Annotated in this window: 19 protein-coding genes; 17 read left to right on the top strand and 2 right to left on the bottom strand. The window is 39.3% G+C overall.

From position 1 onward, the window contains the following. The first annotated feature begins 56 nt into the window (after positions 1-56). The 12 genes from aroC (at position 57) to aroA (ending at position 12,651) form a co-directional block, all read left to right on the top strand. Positions 57-1,217: a chorismate synthase gene (aroC, locus tag AC5WOF_RS14005; protein WP_496050564.1), complete on the top strand. Its 1,161-nt coding sequence runs from the start codon at positions 57-59 to the stop codon at positions 1,215-1,217. Between the two features lie 3 nt (positions 1,218-1,220). After that, positions 1,221-2,321, top strand: coding sequence for a 3-dehydroquinate synthase (gene aroB / locus AC5WOF_RS14000; protein ID WP_496050563.1), 1,101 nt, complete (start codon positions 1,221-1,223; stop codon positions 2,319-2,321). Next, positions 2,322-2,684 (top strand): chorismate mutase, encoded by a 363-nt coding sequence (gene aroH / locus AC5WOF_RS13995; protein WP_496050562.1) that lies wholly within the window; start codon positions 2,322-2,324, stop codon positions 2,682-2,684. A gap of 231 nt (positions 2,685-2,915) precedes the next feature. Further along, complete coding sequence (gene trpE, locus AC5WOF_RS13990; RefSeq protein ID WP_496050561.1) at positions 2,916-4,412, top strand: anthranilate synthase component I; 1,497 nt, start codon at positions 2,916-2,918, stop codon at positions 4,410-4,412. 21 nt (positions 4,413-4,433) lie between these two features. After that, complete coding sequence (trpD, locus tag AC5WOF_RS13985) at positions 4,434-5,462, top strand: anthranilate phosphoribosyltransferase (RefSeq protein ID WP_496050560.1); 1,029 nt, start codon at positions 4,434-4,436, stop codon at positions 5,460-5,462. Next, positions 5,452-6,252, top strand: a complete 801-nt coding sequence (gene trpC / locus AC5WOF_RS13980; RefSeq protein WP_496050559.1) for an indole-3-glycerol phosphate synthase TrpC — start codon at positions 5,452-5,454, stop codon at positions 6,250-6,252. Before trpD ends, trpC begins: the two co-directional genes overlap by 11 nt. Next, positions 6,249-6,872 (top strand): phosphoribosylanthranilate isomerase, encoded by a 624-nt coding sequence (locus AC5WOF_RS13975; RefSeq protein ID WP_496050558.1) that lies wholly within the window; start codon positions 6,249-6,251, stop codon positions 6,870-6,872. The genes trpC and AC5WOF_RS13975 overlap by 4 nt, the downstream gene beginning before the upstream one ends. Next, complete coding sequence (gene trpB, locus AC5WOF_RS13970) at positions 6,853-8,040, top strand: tryptophan synthase subunit beta (RefSeq protein WP_496050557.1); 1,188 nt, start codon at positions 6,853-6,855, stop codon at positions 8,038-8,040. The genes AC5WOF_RS13975 and trpB overlap by 20 nt, the downstream gene beginning before the upstream one ends. Then, positions 8,037-8,834 carry a tryptophan synthase subunit alpha gene (trpA, locus tag AC5WOF_RS13965; RefSeq protein WP_496050556.1) on the top strand — a complete coding sequence of 266 codons (798 nt, stop codon included), beginning with the start codon at positions 8,037-8,039 and terminating at the stop codon, positions 8,832-8,834. The genes trpB and trpA overlap by 4 nt, the downstream gene beginning before the upstream one ends. Before the next feature lie 313 nt (positions 8,835-9,147). Beyond that, positions 9,148-10,254, top strand: a complete 1,107-nt coding sequence (hisC, locus tag AC5WOF_RS13960; protein ID WP_496050736.1) for a histidinol-phosphate transaminase — start codon at positions 9,148-9,150, stop codon at positions 10,252-10,254. Further along, entirely contained in the window at positions 10,251-11,387 is a 1,137-nt protein-coding gene (locus AC5WOF_RS13955; RefSeq protein ID WP_496050555.1) for a prephenate dehydrogenase, read from the top strand. The genes hisC and AC5WOF_RS13955 overlap by 4 nt, the downstream gene beginning before the upstream one ends. Further along, positions 11,368-12,651, top strand: coding sequence for a 3-phosphoshikimate 1-carboxyvinyltransferase (aroA, locus tag AC5WOF_RS13950; protein WP_496050554.1), 1,284 nt, complete (start codon positions 11,368-11,370; stop codon positions 12,649-12,651). Before AC5WOF_RS13955 ends, aroA begins: the two co-directional genes overlap by 20 nt. 38 nt (positions 12,652-12,689) lie before the next feature. On the opposite strand, the gene AC5WOF_RS13945 is transcribed toward aroA, so the two are convergent. Together AC5WOF_RS13945 and AC5WOF_RS13940 are read right to left on the bottom strand one after the other, a co-directional pair. Beyond that, a complete protein-coding gene (locus AC5WOF_RS13945; protein ID WP_496050553.1) occupies positions 12,690-14,318 on the bottom strand; it encodes a M20/M25/M40 family metallo-hydrolase in 1,629 nt (542 codons plus the stop codon). 55 nt (positions 14,319-14,373) lie between these two features. Then, positions 14,374-15,114, bottom strand: a complete 741-nt coding sequence (locus AC5WOF_RS13940; protein ID WP_496050552.1) for an IclR family transcriptional regulator — start codon at positions 15,112-15,114, stop codon at positions 14,374-14,376. A 387-nt stretch (positions 15,115-15,501) separates the two neighbouring features. Between AC5WOF_RS13940 and AC5WOF_RS13935 the strand changes: the two genes are divergently transcribed. From AC5WOF_RS13935 to AC5WOF_RS13915, 5 genes are read left to right on the top strand one after another with little or no spacing between them, the layout of a single operon-like run. After that, positions 15,502-16,551 carry an ABC transporter substrate-binding protein gene (locus tag AC5WOF_RS13935; protein WP_496050551.1) on the top strand — a complete coding sequence of 350 codons (1,050 nt, stop codon included), beginning with the start codon at positions 15,502-15,504 and terminating at the stop codon, positions 16,549-16,551. After that, complete coding sequence (locus AC5WOF_RS13930) at positions 16,527-17,639, top strand: ABC transporter ATP-binding protein (RefSeq protein WP_496050550.1); 1,113 nt, start codon at positions 16,527-16,529, stop codon at positions 17,637-17,639. The genes AC5WOF_RS13935 and AC5WOF_RS13930 overlap by 25 nt, the downstream gene beginning before the upstream one ends. Beyond that, positions 17,636-18,466, top strand: a complete 831-nt coding sequence (locus tag AC5WOF_RS13925; RefSeq protein ID WP_496050549.1) for an ABC transporter permease — start codon at positions 17,636-17,638, stop codon at positions 18,464-18,466. Before AC5WOF_RS13930 ends, AC5WOF_RS13925 begins: the two co-directional genes overlap by 4 nt. Beyond that, positions 18,456-19,244, top strand: a complete 789-nt coding sequence (locus tag AC5WOF_RS13920) for an ABC transporter permease (RefSeq protein ID WP_496050548.1) — start codon at positions 18,456-18,458, stop codon at positions 19,242-19,244. The genes AC5WOF_RS13925 and AC5WOF_RS13920 overlap by 11 nt, the downstream gene beginning before the upstream one ends. Before the next feature lie 16 nt (positions 19,245-19,260). Further along, entirely contained in the window at positions 19,261-20,130 is an 870-nt protein-coding gene (locus AC5WOF_RS13915) for an agmatinase family protein (RefSeq protein WP_496050547.1), read from the top strand. The last annotated feature ends 86 nt before the right edge of the window (positions 20,131-20,216 follow it).

Below are 20,216 nucleotides of genomic sequence, written 5' to 3'. Positions count from 1 at the left end.
ATTTGTTACACTTACAGGTAACGATTTTTTATATGTATAGATGAGGAGAGTATAGGATGAGGTATTTAACAGCGGGAGAGTCACATGGACCCCAATTGACAATTATTATTGAAGGCTTACCAAGTCAATTACCATTTTCCAAAGAAAAATTGGACAATGAATTACATAGAAGGCAGTTAGGACACGGTCGTGGCCGAAGGATGCAAATTGAGACAGATCAAGCTCAAATCCTAGCTGGTGTTCGTTTTGGCAAAACAACTGGAGCTCCAGTTACCCTAGTAATTGAAAACAAAGACTGGACTCATTGGCAAAAAATCATGAATCCACTAGCTGATCCTGAGGAGGCCGGTAAACGTCGGATTTCCCGTCCACGTCCAGGTCATGCAGACTTAAATGGAGCAATCAAATACAATCATCATGATATGCGTGATGTTTTGGAACGTTCGAGTGCAAGAGAGACAGCATCACGGGTAGCAGTTGGTGCAGTAGCGAAGCAGATTTTAGAGCTATGTGGAATTCGTATTGGTGGTCATGTGGTTCGGATTGGAGAAGTTGAAGCAGAGAGAATAGATCTCAGTTTAGATGAATTAATAACCCGTTCAGAGCAATCTTCGGTTCGCTGTGTTGATCCAAATGCAGAGCAGCCAATGAAAGATTTGATTGATCGAGCAAAGAAAGAAGGAGATTCTTTAGGTGGTATTGTTGAGGTAATTGTCGAAGGCGTTCCTATTGGACTTGGAAGCTATGTGCATTGGGATCGCAAGTTAGACTCGCGAATTGCTGGAGCGATAGTCAGCATCAATGCTTTTAAAGGTGTAGAGTTCGGAATCGGTTTTGAAGCAGCCAAACGTCCCGGTTCTCAGGTACATGACGAAATTACTTGGTCCGAAAAACAAGGGTTCGGTCGAGCAACTAATCGTTTAGGTGGCTTTGAAGGTGGGATGACAACAGGACAACCGCTTGTTATTCGCGGAGTGATGAAACCAATTCCCACATTGTACAAACCATTGATGAGTGTGGATATAGACACCAAAGAACCTTTTGCTGCAAGCATAGAACGTTCCGATAGTTGTGCGGTGCCAGCTGCAAGCGTAGTAGCTGAAAATGTAGTAGCGTGGGAAGTAGCACAAGCATTGCTGGAGAAGTTTCCAGCTGATACGATTGGCGAATTGATTGAACAAGTTACTCAATACAGAGAAAAAACGAAGAGGTTTTAAGTAATGAGAGAGCTACAAGTTCAAACGAAAACTCGAACTTATTCGGTTTATGTCGGAGTTGAGTTATTAACAAAATTACCATCGTTACTTATTCAACATAAGATCGAAACAACTCAAAAGCTGTTTCTCGTAACAGATAGCTATGTCTTTGCCTTATATGCCAAGCCATTATTAGAATCGCTTCGTTCGACTGGATATGATGTTACACTCGCGGTCATTCCAGCTGGAGAGAGCAGTAAATCTTTGGAGACCCTTGATCAGCTTTATGAAGAAGGGATTAAAGCTGGTTTAGATCGATCGAGTGTAGTACTAGCACTCGGGGGAGGGGTAGTAGGAGACCTAGCTGGTTTTTTTGCTGCTAGTTTCATGAGAGGCATCTCATTTATTCAACTGCCAACAACTTTATTAGCTCATGATAGCAGTATTGGTGGGAAAGTTGGTATCAATCATAGATTGGGCAAAAATTATATGGGTGCTTTCCACCAGCCGTTGTTTGTTTTATTTGATGTCAGTCTTTTATCTTCTTTGCCTGTTAGAGAACTTACTTCTGGATTTGCTGAGGTAGTGAAACATGCATTGATTTGGGACAAAGCATTTGTTTCTTGGTTAGTGGAAAATAATCAGGCATTAATAGCGAGAACTCTTCCTATCTTGGAAGAAGCAATCTACCGTGGTTGTAAAGTGAAAATTAATGTGGTTTCCGAGGATGAAACGGAAAAAGGAAAGCGTGCTATTTTAAATTATGGTCATACTATCGGCCATGCCCTAGAGTCTATTTCGAATTACACCCATTATACCCATGGAGAAGCGATATCGATTGGTATGGTGGGGGCAGCTATGCTAAGTGTAGAGATGTTGGATGCTCCTGCTCAATTAATCCAAGATACGGAGTCTTTGCTGCAAAGTTTTTCTTTGCCGATTCGAATAGAAGAGTCTTGGTCAGATGAAACTTTGCTGCAAATAATGAAGCGAGATAAGAAGGCCAAACAGGGGAACTACACCTTTGTATTGAGTAGAGGACTGGGACACGTGGAAGTAGTAAATGAGATTCCAGAAGCAAAGATCAGAAAAGTAATAAAAAAGCTTAAAGAGGTGAGTACTTAAGTGGTTCGAGGGATTCGTGGGGCTACGACAGTTTCAACAAACACAAAAGAGGAAATATTAGCAGCGACAAAAGAGCTATCTTTAGCTCTTATCGAACGTAATGATTTACAAGCAGATGATGTTGCCAGTATTTTGATAACAAGTACGCCTGACTTAAATGCTGCTTTTCCTGCTGCCGCCATACGTGCTCTGAAAGGTTGGGAATTGGTACCTTTGATGGGGGCTAGTGAAGTAGATGTCCCAAATGGATTAGCCCTTTGCATTCGTATGATGCTCCTCGTAAATACCGATAAATCAGCAAATAAGATTCGACATGTTTATTTGAATGAAGCGGTAAAGTTACGACCAGATTTGGAATCATAAAGTTATCATTGACAGGGAAGATTGTCCTCATATAGAGTATGAATTAGTAGTTATTTTAGCGAGATTGAGAATGAGTAGATGAGTAGAGTAGAGATAAGGATATAGTTAGCGGAGTAGAGCTGAGTTTACAGATGACAAACCACAGCCAAAGCATCCGGTGCTTTGGTTTTTTATATTTATTATCCCTCTATATCCTTCTCTCTCCTACCTCATTAGGAGGGAAAAAGTCAATTGATCTATCCAACCAAAATAGAAGTAGAGGCTTTAGCCAAACAATATTCCCATATTCCCATTTGTAAAAAAATCCAAATAGATACTGTAACACCAATTCAGTTATTCCATGCGTTAGATAAAGATGAGTACTCTTTTTTATTGGAAAGTGTAGAAGGAAATCAAAAATTTTCTCGTTATTCCTTTATGGGATCTCAGCCTTATCGTATATTAACTGGTAAGGAAGGTATGCTTACCGTCACTGCTGCCGATAAAATTAAAGTTTTCCCAGCAGATGATTCATTGCCTTTTCTACAAGATTTAATGGATGAAAGTACTTCTCCTAAATATGATGGTTTTCCACCTTTTCTTGGGGGAGCTGTAGGATACTTTAGTTATGAATTGGTTCAAGCATTCGAACCAAACGCTTTACTTGTCAATTCGGCAGGTAAGACGAAAGCATATGATACACATCTTGCTTTTTACGATCGTCTGATCGTATTTGATCACCTAGAACAAGTCTTATACTTGGTTATGCATGTGAAAGCAAAAAATGGGAAAGTGATGGATTACGATAAAGTAGTTGATCAATTGGATAAATGGAAGGATCGTCTGCAAAAGACACATCCCCTCATTGAGCCATTGCCCAATTTAGTTCGTGAAGAAGTGGATTTCAGCCATATTACCTCTAATTTTACACGTGATACTTTTTGCAGGGCAGTGGAAAATGCGAAGGATTATATCCGTGCAGGTGATATTTTTCAAGTGGTTCCTTCTCAAAAGTATACCGTTGAGGGCACTGCGGATCCCATGATGGTTTATCGCATTTTACGATATTTAAATCCTTCTCCTTATATGTATTATTTACAAATGGGTGAAGAGCAGATTGTTGGTACATCTCCGGAAATTCTGGTTCGGGTTCAAGATCGCTTAGTTGAGACAAGGCCGATAGCAGGTTCTAGGCCGAGAAGTCAAGACGCTGTAGAGGATGAGGAGTTAGCAAAGGAATTGCTTGCAGATCCAAAAGAAAATGCCGAGCATCTCATGTTGGTGGATTTAGGAAGAAACGATGTTGGTCGTGTATCTACCTATGGGACTGTTCAAGTAACAGCATTTAAACACGTTGAGCGATATTCCCATGTCATGCATTTGGTCTCGCAAGTAACGGGAGAATTATCAAAAGAACATACACCATTGGATGCATTTCGAGCATGTTTTCCAGCAGGAACTGTGTCTGGTTCACCGAAAATTAGAGCGATGGAAATCATAGCAGAATTAGAGCCTGAAGCACGTGGGATTTATGCGGGAGCAGTAGGTTATTTTGATTTTGCTGGGAACATAGATACATGTATTGCTATTCGAACGATCTATTTTCGAGATAATAAGGCATTTGTGCAAGCAGGCGCAGGGATTGTCTATGATTCTGATCCGAATAAGGAATATGAAGAAACACGTCATAAAGCAAGTGCGATGTTACTTGCGATCCAATTAGCCAAATCACCTCAGAAAAAGAATTAGGGGAAGGGGAGGAGTAAACAGATGTTTTTAACTTTACTCAATCAATTACTAGAGGGGAAAGACCTGACGCAAAAAGACACCTTTTATTTAATGGAACAGATGATGAGTGGTTCACTCAATGATGTACAGATTGCGTCCCTACTCACGGCACTGCGTATTAAGGGAGAAACAGTGGAAGAATTGATTGGATTAGTAGAGGGGATGAGAGCACATGCAACTCCTCTGCCTCATGTAGTAGTGGACAGTGTGGATACGTGTGGAACAGGTGGAGATGGAGGGAAAACATTTAATATCTCTACTGCTACGACTTTTGTTGCCGCAGCAGCGGGGGTATCCGTTGCCAAACATGGAAATCGGGCTATATCTAGCAAAAGCGGGAGTGTGGATGTATTAGAGGAACTTGGTATAACCCTGGATTTAACTCCAGATGAATCTAGCAAACAGCTGCATGATACAGGAGTTTGTTTTTTGTTCGCCCCTCAGTATCATCCTGCGATGAAATATGTCAATCCAACACGTAAAGCTTTAGGATTTCGTACTTGTTTTAATTTACTAGGTCCATTGGCTAGCCCTGCAGGTGTAAAACGTCAATTGATAGGGGTATTCTCACCTAAGTACACAGAGAAGATGGCAAAAGTATTACAGGCTCTAGGTAGCAATCATGCACTTATTGTTTCTGGACTAGATGGATTGGATGAAATCTCCCTCACTTCACCAACACAAGTAAGCGAACTAAAGGCTGGACAGGTCAATACTTACACTATCTCTCCTCAAGATTTTGGATTATCCCCTTGCACGATCGAAGATTTAGAAGGTGGATCACCAAAAGAAAATGCAGCTATTATTCGAGATATTTTACAAGGGAAGAAAAGTGCAAAACGTTCTATTGTGGAAATAAATGCCGCAGCTGTTCTCTATGTTGCTGGAAAAACAGACAGCTTGCAAAAGGGAGTTCAACTAGCTTCAGAGGTTATTGATACTGGTTTGGCACTGCAAAAATTAGAACAAGTAGCGAAAAGTTCCCAAGAGGTGAAAGCAAATGTTTCTTGAAAAGATGAAGGCTATTAAGGAAAAAGAAATTGCCCTTTTAGAACAAAAGTACAACAATGTTTCTTACTGGGATTCTGCTACTTCTATGCCAAAAGGTCGTACATTTCGTGCTGCTGTTGAATCATCACCGTTTGCTGTGATAGCGGAAGTAAAGCCGGCTTCCCCATCAAAAGGTGTTATTGCAAGTAATGTAAATCCGGTCGAACAAGGTTTAAATTATGAAAAAGGCGGGGCAAATGTCATATCGGTTTTGACGGAGACAGAATACTTTCATGGAAGTCCTGAGTCTCTCATAAAGGTCAAAAAAGCAGTGTCTATCCCAGTTTTGCGAAAAGATTTCATTTTACATCCTCTACAAGTATTAGAAAGCAAATTTCTAGGTGCTGATGTAATTTTGCTTATTGTTGCATTTCTGGATCAGGAAAGATGTACACAACTTTCCAACTTAGCTCACCAATTGGGGATGGAAGTTTTGGTTGAGGTTCATGAAGAATCCGAGGTGGAAGTAGCTTTACAGGTAAATGCTGATGTTATTGGAATAAACAATCGTAACCTCCACACTTTAGCAGTAGATTTAGAAACTACAGCCAAGTTAAGGCCCATGATAACCTCTCCTGTTCCTGTAATTGGTGAAAGTGGGATACTCACTTTAGAAGATGCGAAAGTAATGGCAGATGCAAGCATCAATGGTGTGTTAGTGGGTGAATTTCTCATGCGTCATCCGGAACCAGCGAAAGCAGTCGCCGAATTAAAGAGGGTAGGTGAACAACAATTAACCAAATCGCAATGAAATTTTGTGGATTTAAAGCGATAGAAGAAGTGAAGTTCGCTTCTACTTTACCTATACAAGCAATTGGTTTTATTCTTGTTCCGAACCGTAAGCGGACAGTTTCATTGGAGCAATTGGCATCCCTATTACCTATTATTCCTGATTCTATTTGGCGGGTTGGCGTTTTTCAAAATCCTAGCCTGGAGGAAATAGGTAATGCTGTATCTCTAGGTTTATCCATGGTACAACTACATGGACATGAATCGCCAGCGTTTTGCAAACAAATAAAGGAAAGTTGGCAGATCTCCATTATCAAAGTATTTTCGGAAACTCAGTTACGAGAGATACCATCTTATAAAGATGTAATAGATATCGTTTTATTGGACCATGCTGCTGGTGGGATGGGTGAGCCAATCGATTGGAGCTATATCCCTCAGGCAAAACAGGTAACAGAATCTCTTCATCTTCCTTTGTGGATCGCAGGTGGCTTGAATGAGTCCAATATTGATAGCCTGTGCAGTAATTATGAATTAGATGGAGTGGACCTCTCTTCGGGAATAGAAAGTAATGGAAGAAAAGATAATCAGAAGATGATCAGTTTAGTAGAGAGGATGAAAAAGCATGACAAAGTCGAATGGTAGATTTGGTTCTTTTGGTGGTAGATTTGTACCAGAAACGTTGATGAATGCTGTACTGGAACTGGAAAAAGGATTTGAAGCAATTTTAGATGACCCCACTTTTGAGCTAGAGATGCGTGATCTTTTAGTGAATTATTCAGGAAGACCTACACCGCTTACGTTTGCAAAGAGATTGACTGAGTATGCTGGAGGAGCAGAGATTTATCTAAAAAGAGAAGATTTAAATCATACTGGAGCACACAAAATTAACAATACGATTGGTCAAGCTCTATTAGCAAAACGAATGGGCAAAAGAAAATTGATTGCAGAGACTGGCGCAGGTCAGCATGGTGTCGCTTCTGCCACGATTGCAGCTTTACTTGGTATGGAGTGCAAAGTTTATATGGGGGAAGAAGATGTACGTCGACAAGCACCAAATGTCTTTCGAATGGAATTACTAGGAGCAGAGGTTATTCCTGTTACATCTGGCTCTCGAACACTAAAAGATGCAACAAACGAAGCGATGCGTGCATGGGTTGCTGCTGTGGAAGACTCCTTTTATCTTATTGGATCTGCTGTTGGACCACATCCCTATCCGCAAATGGTTAAATATTTTCAACGTGTCATCGGGGATGAAGCACGTGCGCAAATGTTAGAACGAACAGGTAGTCTGCCAACAGATGTAGTCGCTTGTGTCGGCGGTGGAAGCAATGCAATAGGGATGTTTACTGCATTTATCGATGATCAAGCTGTAAAAATTCATGGGGTAGAAGCAGCAGGAAAAGGGTTGGATACGAAAGAACACGCTGCGAGTCTTAGTTTAGGAAGACCTGGGGTATTGCATGGATCTTATAGTTATATTCTTCATGATGAGCATGGTCAGATTATTCCTGCGCACTCGATTTCAGCAGGTCTGGATTACCCAGGTGTGGGACCCGAACATGCTCATCTAAAAGAAATTGGACGAGTGCGGTATACCGCAGTTACGGACGAAGAAGCGATGGTAGCAGTGAAGCAACTATGTGAATTAGAAGGAATTATTCCAGCTATTGAATCAGCACATGCCCTTTCAGAAGCCATCCGTTTAGCTTCAAACGGTAGCGCAGCAGAGAAAATACTGGTATGCCTTTCTGGTCGTGGAGATAAAGATATGGACACAATCCGAGAATATTTTCAGGGGGTATCCGAGTGACTACATTAGCAAAGTCTTTTCAGTCTAATAAAACGAATTTAATTCCTTATTTAGTCGCAGGATATCCATCAAAGCAAGCGACTATTGATCTTATTCATCTTCTCTCCGAAGAAGGTGTTACAGCTATTGAGTTAGGTGTTCCATTTTCTGACCCTGTAGCAGATGGGCCTGTCATCCAACAAGCTGCCGAAAAAGCTTTGGCTAATGGTGTCACTTTAACAGATGTTTTTTCGATTGCCCAAACTGTACGTGAGCAAGGAAATCATATTCCGCTAGTCTTATTTTCTTATTACAACCCGTTGCTTTCTTATGGATTGGATCAAGTAGCTCGCGATGCAGCTAAAGCAGGTTTTGCAGGATTTATTGTCCCGGATTTGCCTTATGAAGAAAGTGGTGAACTTCGTAATCAATTGGAACAACTGAATATTGATCTAGTACCATTAGTAGCACCTACTTCTGAAGAAAGGGTAGCAAAGATTGCTGCTACAGCAAAAGGATTTGTATATTGCGTATCCTCATTAGGTACAACAGGAGTTAGACAGTCGTTTGCTTCAAATCTAGATTCATTTCTACAGCAAGTTCGATCGAACAGCCCTGTACCAACAGCGGTTGGATTTGGTGTTTCCAAGGCATCTCAAGTACAAGAATTACAGAAAAAAGCAGATGGCGTCATCGTTGGCAGTGCACTAGTAAAACAAGTGATGGAGTTGGAGCAAGGGCTTTGCAAGGAAGAAGAGAAACAAAAATCACTTGATCAGATCCGCATATTTATCAAGGGGCTATTGAGCTATTGAAACTCCACAAGGCTAAAGCCAGTGGGATTCTTGAGTCGTTAGCGTCCGAAATCCGTTTCCGTTTTGAATAACGCTTAAGTTAAGGGGTGTGCCATCACCCCCGTCCCATGCAGTTAGAAGTGTACGAACATGGGCGAACGCCTTTTACCAGCGTTCTAGTTCTTTCCTACCTCTAAAGGTTTTATTCGGTGGAAGGCGTATCCATTTGCCACCCTTTTTTTTTGGGGTTTTTCGAGCAATATCGTCTAAATTGTGGGCTTTCAGCCGATAATTGTTGTAAGATAGAAAGTAAAAATGTTGGGGGATTATTATGATATCAGCCAAAAAATCTATCCAAGGCTTACCAATTTATCAACCAGGTAAATCGTTGGAAGCAGTGAAACGGGAGCTTGGATTAGGACAAGTTATCAAATTAGCATCGAATGAGAATCCATTTGGTTGTTCACCTAAAGTATGGGAATCTCTCACTCAAATAAAAGATCAATTTCATTTATACCCAGAGGACGATGCTCCTTTATTACGTCAAAAATTAGCAGAGTCATTAGAAGTTGATGAGCGCAGATTAATATTTGGAAATGGCTCGGATGAAGTCATCCAAATGATAGCACGTGCATACTTAGAACCAGGTACAGAATCTGTGATGGCTACTCCTACTTTTCCCCGATATGAAACGGCGACGAAAATCGAAGGAGCAGTTCCTGTAGAGGTTCCATTGCGAGAAGGGAAACATGATTTAGATGCAATGTTAGAAGCAGTTAATGAAAATACAAAATTGGTTTGGGTTTGCAATCCTAATAATCCTTCTGGAACATTTGTTGATCATGAGACATTGAGCAACTTCCTTGATCAGTTACCGGAACATGTCCTTGTGGTTTTGGATGAGGCTTATGTAGAGTATGTAACAGACGATACATTTCCAGATGCTCTTTCTCTGATAGATTACAATCCAAGAATTATTGTTCTACGTACTTTTTCTAAGATTTATGGATTAGCTTCTTTTCGTGCTGGATATGGAATTGCTCATCCAGAAATAGTGCAGCAATTATCTCGAGTTCGTGAACCATTTAATTTAAATCGTCTAGCACAAGCGGCTACATTAGCTGCTGTTTCGGATGAAACTTTTGTACTTTATTGTCGAAATCAAAATCGAATGGGTATGAAGCAAATAATGGAACGTTTGGACGAGTGGGGGATTGCGTACTATCCATCTCAAGCCAACTTTCTGTTGATTGATACTGGATTCGATGGAGATGAAGCCTTTTCTTACTTGCTGAAGCAAGGAGTTATTGTTCGTTCAGGAAGGGCACTAGGTTTTCCGACTTATTTACGAGTTACAATAGGAAAAAAGGAAGAAAATGAAGCATTTCTCTCTGGATTAAGTAATTTTTTACAGGAAAAAAAGAGTAGGGTGTCACAATGAGAAAGCAAGTAGCTGTCTTAGGCGTCGGATTAATTGGAGGATCTCTCGCCTTGTCTTTTAAAGAAAGAACCAATCATCATGTAATCGGTTTTGATTCACATATTGATATTGTACAACAAGCTTTAAACTTGGGAGTTATCGATGAAGGAGTTACCACACTTTCTCATGCAGTTATAAATGCAGATTATATTTTCATTGCTGTGCCTGTAGGTCAGATCGGAATTTATATCAATCAGCTTGCAAACTTGAAATTAAAACCTGGGGTAATTATTAGCGATGTAGGCAGTACAAAAGCAGAGATCACAACATATGGCAAAATTCTTAAGGAACAGGGTTGCACCTTTATCGGTGGACATCCAATGGCGGGGTCGCACCGATCCGGAGTACAAGCCGCACATTCTCTTTTGTTTGAAAATGCTTATTATGTGTTGACTCCAGAACCAGATACATCACTTACAGATGTAGAGCGATTGAGTCATCTGCTCGAGCGTGCAACTCATGCGCAATTAGTGATAATGGACGCTGAATATCATGATAAAGTCGTTGGAGCTATCAGCCATTTGCCTCATGTCATCGCAACTGGACTTGTTGCTCAAGTAGGAAATTATAATGATGAAAATGGTTGGTTTCATCGCTTAGCAGCAGGTGGATTTCGCGATTTAACACGGATTGCCGCGAGTCATCCCATCATGTGGAGAGATATTCTTCTAAGCAATCGAAAAGAGATGTCTATGCTGTTAAAGGATTGGATTAAACAAATGACTGATTTTCAACATGCGATCGAAAAAGAGGATGCAAAGTGGATTGAAAAAATTTTTGCTCGCTCTCGTGACCTCCGTCAAAGGCTTCCGGAAAAGAAACGTGGTTTACTTGCTCCGATCTATGAATGTTATATTAATATTCCCGATGAACCAGGATTGATTGGAAAAATAGCTACATTACTCGGAGCACATCAAATAAATTTGAGTAATATTAGTATCATGGAAAATAGAGAAGAAGTGCACGGTATTCTTCGGTTGACTTTTCGCCGTTTGGCTGACTATGAACGAGCACTTCCGGTTTTAGATGAAGCAGGGTATGCCACGTATACGGAAAATGAAAAGGAGGCTCAGCATGTCAACCTTAACAAGTAATCGAATCAAACCGTTTCGAAAGGTGATTACCGTTCCTGGTGATAAGTCTATTTCACATCGGGCTATCATGTTCGGTTCATTAGCAAAAGGTATTACTACAGTCGAAGGTTTTCTTCCTGGAGCAGACTGCCTCTCAACCATTGCTTGTTTTAAAAAGCTAGGAGTACAGGTAGAGAAAATTTCTGCTACTAGTGTAAGAGTCATAGGAAAATCAATCGATGGTTTACAAGCACCAATATCTACACTCGATGTTGGTAACTCTGGTACAACGATCCGTCTCATGATGGGGATATTAGCTGGTACCTCTTTTACGAGCACACTTGAAGGGGATGCCTCGATTGGAAAACGACCAATGGATCGAGTTGCCAAACCATTGCGTATGATGGGGGCAAAAATTAGTGGAAAAGATAATGGAAAGTTTACGCCTCTGACGATTGAAGGTACATCACTCCAAGGAATTACATATGAAAGCCCTGTTTCTAGTGCTCAAGTAAAATCAGCAATTATGTTAGCTGGTTTATCAGCATCTGGAAAAACAACAGTGTTGGAACCTGCGACTTCCCGCGATCATACCGAGAGAATGTTAGGTGCTTTTGGGGTGAAAGTAGATCGCTTCGATAATGGTGCAAGTATCGAAGGTGGGCAAGGGCTTACAGCTACAAGGGTTATCGTACCAGGAGATATATCTTCAGCTGCCTTTTTCCTTGCAGCTGCTTTAATGGTACCAGGAAGCACGATAACGATTGAGAAAGTTGGATTAAATCCGACACGTACTGGTATTATCGATGTGTTTAAAGCAATGGGTGCAAAGGTAACAGTGGAGGAACAACAAGAATCCTCTGGTGAACCAATCGGTTCCATCACCATAACTTGTGAGGAATTAAAAGGTATTGAAATTGGCGGGGATCTTATTCCTCGGTTAATTGATGAAATACCAATTATTGCAGTAGTAGCAACTCAAGCAAAAGGAAAAACAATTATTCGAGACGCAGCAGAATTAAAGGTGAAAGAGACTAACCGAATTTCTACTACTGCAAATGAATTGCGGAAACTAGGGGCTCAAGTGGAGGAGACCGAGGATGGTTTGATCATTGAAGGAAAAACTCCACTTCATGGAGCTATTTGCAGTAGTCATGGAGATCATCGTATTGGAATGGCAATGGCAATTTCTGGGCTTGCAGCCGAGGAACCAGTAGTAGTGGATGGTGCTGAGGCGATTCAAGTATCTTTCCCAGGTTTTTATGAGTTATTGAAACAACTATAATGATACAAGAAAAACCCCCTATAATTCGGGGGTTTTATTTACGTGGCTGCTAACAGCTTGCGAATACAAGTAGGAAGTAGGTCCGTTAATATTTCTACTGTATAGGTTACATCAAGACGTTCTGTTCGTTGGTGAGCATCTTTTCCGACTGAACCTAAATTAATGACAGGAACGTTGAATTGTTCTAATTCTTTAAGTGGGACGGAATATCCCTTTTCCCATAATGGCATATTGATAACAAAGGGTTGTATAGAAGTAATTGGATATTGTAAACCAACATAACTTAAGTCCGAGATACCACCAAAATAATTAATTTTCTGCAAGGAGATATCATGTTTTTCTCTTGCGTAGGTTATCATCTCAGATGTAACTTGTTTTATTAAGCTATTATCACGTGAGCAAATGGCAGGGTAATAGGGAGGTGCAAAGAAAAGTACGATCATTGGTGCTAGTTCTTTGCACAAAATAGCTAATTGGTCTACTAATTCAATTGTTAAATCCCTCTCATCGTTTTCTTGGACTTTTTGGTTCATTACGCGTTTTTCGATTTGTTGGACTTGCTCTAGTCCATGATTGTTGATCGCATATTGCAGCAAATCTTGATAAGTAAGAGTTCGTATTTCAACCGATTGTGGCGTATATGGTTCATATTGCACATAACTTTTTGCTTGTCTTTCATAGTTTCTTTTAATGTCTGTTGCCACTTTTTGTGCGCTCTCTAATAAAGAATGGACAATTTCATCCATTTTTTTCTCTAAGACAAAAAGATTAAATAAAGTAACAGCCCGGTGAGGGATTTTAACGGAATAGTCTTTTTTTAGCCCTTTCTGAATGAGATTAGTTGGAGGTGGAGATGCTTCTCCTTCTACTACTTCACAGAAGTCGGTATTTAATTCTAATTCACAGGTGAGCTGAGATGCCATGAAATTGGCATTCAATCCTAAAAATGGTTCTCCCACGTGTGTTTCATCTCCATAACACAAAAATCCTGGGAGTACTTTCCCTATTGTTCCTGTATAAATATATTTATTTTGGTCTCCTGGGAAACGGGTGAACATCGATTCAGAATTCAATACTGCTTTATAATCTAATTGATAGGTTTGAGCTAGTTCCAAAAGAGAGGGGACGGCAGCTCTCATGCCAACTGAGTTTACTTCTTCATCTGGAACTGTTAACAAAATAAGATTTCCATCGAATTCACCTTCGATAGCTTGTTCCATCATTGACATATGAATGGCTAATCCACACTTCATATCCATTGTGCCTCGACCAAAAAGCAATTCACTAGCATTCATTTCGTTTTGAATATCTTCCGGTAATGACTCTTTCTCTTCATAAAACATTTGGGTGAGATGTTTCGCGTCGAAAGCGCTTTCTTTCCAAAGGCCATAATCATCAACGTCTACTACATCAAAATGACTGACGAGAATAACGGTTTTTTGGATATTTGGTTTTGGTTTAACCATTGCGACAAGAAACTCCCGCCCATCACCTGTTGGATATAACTGTAGATGATCGGGATGTTGCTGGAAATAAGATAAGGAGTTCAATTGTTGGTGTACATATTTCGGAAATACGATCTCTGCTTCGGTTCCAGTCACACTGGGAATTGCAACTAAATCACATAGAAGATCGATTAACTGCTCTTTGGTCTGCCATCTACTCATTTTCTCTCTCCTTTTCCGAATATCGGAAACAATTTCCGTTATATGACTAAAAAAATTATTTTTGTTTCCCTAGCCGCACAGATATCTCGCTTGCTGTTTTTTGAACTTGTGAAATAAGGTAAGATAGTCTTTCTTCTGTGATGGTATAACTCAAAATTCCAATACTTAGTGCACCAATAATTTGATTATGATATCCGATGATCGGCGCTGCAACAGATGCGGTTCCTTCTGTTTTTTCCCCATAGCTCAGTGCATATCCTGATTCATGGATCTTGTTCAGCTGATCAATAAATGTTGTACGAGTAAGAGAGTCTTTGATCAATTGATTCAAAATTCCAACTACTCTATCTTTTGGCATGTTGGCTAAAATGGTTTTGTTTGCTGCACCGACGTTTAGTGGGATGCGTTCTCCTAAGTTATCAATGATTCTTACCTTTAGAGGACTATCTACTCGTTCAATAATAATAGAGTCGGTTTGATTGGGGATATTCAAGTAGATACTTTCCTCTACTTCGAGTGCTAATTGCTCCATATAAGGCCGAGCAACTACACGAAAATCTAGATTTTCCAACATTCCTAGACCTATTTCCATCCATTTGTTCCCGATTTTATATTGTTTTGTTTCAGGAAGTTGAGTGACTAATTCATAACGAATCAAACTGCTGACCAGGCGATGAGTAGTGCTTAGTGGAAGTTCAGCATGGTCAGCTATTTCAGAAATTTGCCAAGAAGGCTTATGTGGATTAGAAATCAGGAGTTGAATGATTTTCATCGCTCGATCAATGGATTGAACCATTATGTTACCCCTTTGAATAAAATTGTATTGCTCCTATTCTTTGTAACACATACTCATATTCAAAATCAATATAAGTATTTATCGTGAAAATATTTAATAAATTATAAAAAAATAATAAATCTACAAAGAAGATGATAAATTTACGAGGGTTTTTGAATTGACTACCTCTTTTTTGTATAATATTATTAACGAAATGAATATAAATTTTTTGTTAGAAAAATAAGACAGCAATAATTTCAAAAGAATCTAGTTACTTTAACTAGGTTCTTGATCACTGGAGAGAGGAAGTGTTTTTTTATCCACCTATCAGAATGGTTTTCCGCATATCAGAAAGTGGCTTCAGAGAAAATAATTGTACAAACTGTTTATAAAAAAGGAGATAAAAGCATGCATCGTATTCGAGAAAAAATGAAACTGAAGCACTGGTCTTTGGTTTTTGGAATTATGGTGGCTATTATGTTGACGCTTACAGCCTGCGGGTCTTCTGATACACAAGAAATTGTTGTCACTTCTTTCGGGGGTAAGTATGATGAAGTTTTTACCAAATATGTGGTAAAACCATTTGAAGAGAAAAATCCCGGCGTAAAGGTGAAATTGGCTCCTTATACAGGAATTGCTAAGCTTTCGCAGGGAGGAGGTTCTTCCATTGATGTTGTACAGCTAGATGATTTCGATATCATTGATGCTGCGAATAAAGGTCTCCTATCTCCTTTAGAGAAAAAAGATTTTACGTATTGGGACAAGCTTTATCCACAAGCATTTTTAAATAGTAAAGAAAACAAGGTATTTGGATTGACGAACGTATTTGGAGCATGGGGGATTGCCTACAACCCAGAAAAAACAAAAAAGCCTACCTCGTGGAATGATTTATGGAGATCAGATGTGAAAGGCAAAGTGGCCATGATGAGCCAATGGATTCCTGATATCCTAATGACACAAAAAGCAACAAATGCAACGATGGAGAATATGGAACCTGTATGGAGTGCATATCGTACTATTACCCCATCAATTGCCCAATATTACAACTCTTTTTCTGCTCCGGAAGCCTTATTTAAGTCCAATCAAGTAGTGATGGCTTCATGGTTTGATGGTCGGGCATTAGCTTTGAAAAAAGCAGGTACTCCTATTGATTTTGTTCTTCCAAAAGAAGGCGGCATCCTGATTCGAAGTGGGATGAGTGTATTAAAAAGTAGTTCGAAGCAAGAATTGGCTAAAAAACTGATTGACTTTGCAATGAGTCCAGAAGCTCAGCAGGGATTTGCAAAAGAGCTTTACTATGGTCCGACGAATTCTACTGTTAAATTAGACAATTCTTTGGCCAAAGATGTTGTTTATGGGAAAGATAAAATTAGTGCTTTAACTACTCCTGATTGGAACAAAATTTTTACAAAACGAGAGGAATGGTTGCTAAAATGGCAGGAAGTTACATCTCGTTAAGTACTTCTATTTCATTAGATTCCATTACAAAAATATATCAACAAAATACGGTTATTGATCATATCAATCTGGAGTTAAAAGAAGGGGAATTTCTGTCCTTATTAGGTCCCAGTGGATCAGGAAAGACAACTCTTTTGAGGATGGTAGCGGGATTAATTACTCCAGATAAAGGTAAGGTAATACTTCGGGGGAAAGACATTAGTTTCACTCCCCCTAATAAGCGAAATATGGGAATGGTATTTCAACAGTATGCACTCTTCCCGCATATGACAGTTGAAGAGAATGTTGCTTATGGGTTAAAAGCGCGGAAATTACCAAAGAAGCAAATCAAAGAGAAAGTACTGAAATATTTGGAACTCGTTGATTTGCAACATCTGTCTTTACGAAAACCTCGAGAGTTATCTGGAGGTCAGCAACAAAGAGTGAGTCTTGCGCGTGCTCTATCGGTAGAGCCAGTAGTGTTATTGTTTGATGAACCTCTTTCAAACCTAGATGTTCGCTTAAAGGAACAAATGTTAAAGGAAATTCGCAATCTACATCGTGAACTAGGCTTTACGGCTATTTATGTGACCCATGATCAAAATGAAGCACTATATTTGTCAGATAAAATCGCAGTACTTAATAAAGGGAAGATCGAACAATTCTCCTCTCCAGAAGAGATATTAAAAAATCCAGCTACTGCATTTGTTGCTGATTTTTTTGGATACACAAACCGACTGGATCACGCGATTTTGGTTAATGAGGAAACTGCTCAAATTGGAGATGTAAAGATTCCTATTGGACATTTAGGGGGAAATGTTAAGCCTAATGATCAAGGATTTTTGTTATTGCGTTTGAATTCTATTCGAATTTTAGAGTTCCAAGGTGAATCATCAACTGATCAGTTGTGGACGGAAGCAGAAATTCGCGATTGTCGTTACTTAGGTGATGAAACGGAACTTAGATTGTTTATATTAGGCTCTATCCAACAAGAATTGACTGTGAAACTGACACAAATGTTAACTCCACTGCCTTTAGAAGGAGACCGCGTACACGTACAATTTTTAAGAGATTCAATCTGTTTCTATAAAGGAGACAGTTTATCATGAATCGAATGCTAAGATTCTATTCCATCCTAGGTTGGATTGCTGTTTTGTATATGTGTCTAATGTTTATTTATCCTGTTCTAAAAGTGGTAATGACAAGTGTATGGATAAATGGACAATTTTCTTTAGCGAATTACAAGGAGATTTTTGCTACATCACTTTATACACAAGTGTTAATAAAGACACTCTGGATCTCCATGATTAGTACTGTCATTACACTTATAGTTGGATATGCTTTAGCAAACTTTATATCCAAACGACCTGCAAATCAACAAGGATTTTGGCTGATGATCGTTATTGCATCGATGTTTATGAGTTTAACTGTTCGATTATTTGGTTGGATGATTGTTCTTGGGGAACAAGGTCCTGTAGTAAAACTATTTCATTTTTTCTTTGGAGATATATTTGACCTGAAACTAATGTTTACTCCAACTGCTGTAATAATTGGGATTGTACATTTTGTCTTACCTTTTGTGGTGCTGAATATATATACAGCACTAAAAAAAATAGATCCAACACTTTCTGAGGCTTCTATTATGTTAGGCGCATCAGCTTTTCGCACCTTTTGGAAAGTGATCTTTCCACTTTCTTTACCAGGAGTATACGCTGGTGCATCTTTATCTTTTTCACTAGCAGCAAGCACTTTTCTTGTGCCAACAGTACTGGGAGGGCCGAAAGACAGTCTTATGTCCAATATTGCTTACAATTCGACAATAACAGTTGGAAACATGGGATTAGGATCGGCTATTTCTTTTGTACTGCTGATCATCATTGTGATCGTTTTAATGGGGATGAGTGCATTGGAGAGGAGGGGACAACATGTTAACTAAGATGAATAAGGCTTTTACTTTTATTTATATAAGTCTTATCCTTATTTTTATTTTAGCTCCTCTATTGATGATTCTCTTCGTTTCTTTTAATCCGACCAATATGTTTTTATTTCCTCCAGATAATTTTCGTTTGGATAACTACACACAGCTTTTCCAAGATGATCGTATACTTTCTTCTATTGGACTGAGTGTCTTAATCGGTATAGTAGCCACTTTAATTGCTAGCCTAATCGGCTTATGTGCGGCAGTTGGAATTGTACGAGGAAGACTACCAGGGAAGCATATATTCGAAACTTTATTTCTAGGCCCTTTGATTGTGCCATTGGTTACAACAGGTATTGGATTTTTACTGATATTCGTCCCATTAGGGATAGCGGGAACTCCTTTGGCCATCATATTAGCACACTCTGTTGTTATTTCTCCTTATATGATACGAATTTTAATCGCTTCAATGCGCCAATTTGATCCGATTCAAGAAGAAGCAGCAATCGTACATGGTGCTACACCTTGGTATACTTTTTTAACAGTTGTTCTGCCGCAGTTAACACCTGCCCTTTTCTCAGGAGCAATCTTATCTTTTTTAGTTTCGTTAGATGAGTATACAGTAACGGTATTTTTATCACAAGCTGACACCATCACTCTTCCTCTGCGAATATATCAATTTGTATCTGTAGATATTAATCCAGTTGTAACTGCACTTGCAAGTGTTATGGTAGTGCTTGCCTTTGTACTTATTACTATCTTAGAAAAGAGGCTCAATATCCATAAGTATCTATAATAGGAGGGTCAAGAATATGTTGCAGAAAAACTTTGGGATTTTAGGTTTTCCATGGGATGGAGGTGCTTCTTTAGGGAGACCAGGAGCCCGATACGCACCAAAAGCAATTCGAGAATCGGCAAAGTGGCTACATAATCGAATAACCGATAACCAAATTTATGATGTGGAAAGCAGAAAATTAATTGATTTAAAAGACTTGCAGATGATTGATTATGGGGATATTGACATTGTTGCATATAGTACCGAATCGACCTTTGCAAATGCAGAAAAAAAAGTGGAACAAATATTAAGAGATGGTGCTTTTCCTTTTATATTAGGTGGAGACCATTCTATTTCTTATCCTGGAATAAAAGCTTTGCATGATTATTCGAATGGTAATGTAGGTATTATTCAGTTTGATGCTCATCTTGATTTGGTAGATGATTCTCCAATCCAAGGAAAATACTCGCAAAGCAGCCAAATGCGTCGGGCACTTGAACTGCCAAATATATCTCCTGAAAATATCGTTCAAATTGGAGTTAGAAGTTACAATTACCCTTGGTATGCTAAATATTTAGCAGATCAAGGAATTGTACAAATAACGGCAAGAGAAGTTCATCATATGTCATCTCAGGAGGTTATAGCTAAGGCTTTATATGCTTGTAGAGGTGTAGACGCCATTTATCTAACCTTTGACATTGATGTATTAGACCCTGCATTCGCTCCAGGTTCAGGAGCAAATGAACCTGGAGGTCTAACACCAGTGCAGTGCTTCGAAATATTAGATGGTCTGTACAAACATATACATGCGATGGATATCGCTGAAGTAAATCCGTTATATGATCATCAAGATATAACGGTTAGTATTGCTGCTAAATTACTCTTTGATTGCTTTACCAAAAGATAATAGGGTGTTCAATTACATTAGGCTGTGTTCATATCACATACTAATTATGACCTTACTGATCTTCGCCCTATTTAGGGCAGAGATCG

The sequence above is a fragment of the Shimazuella sp. NTD250 genome (assembly GCF_059510375.1).
The sequence above is the reverse complement of the archived record's forward strand: the minus strand, read 5'-3'. Positions and strand labels throughout refer to the sequence as shown.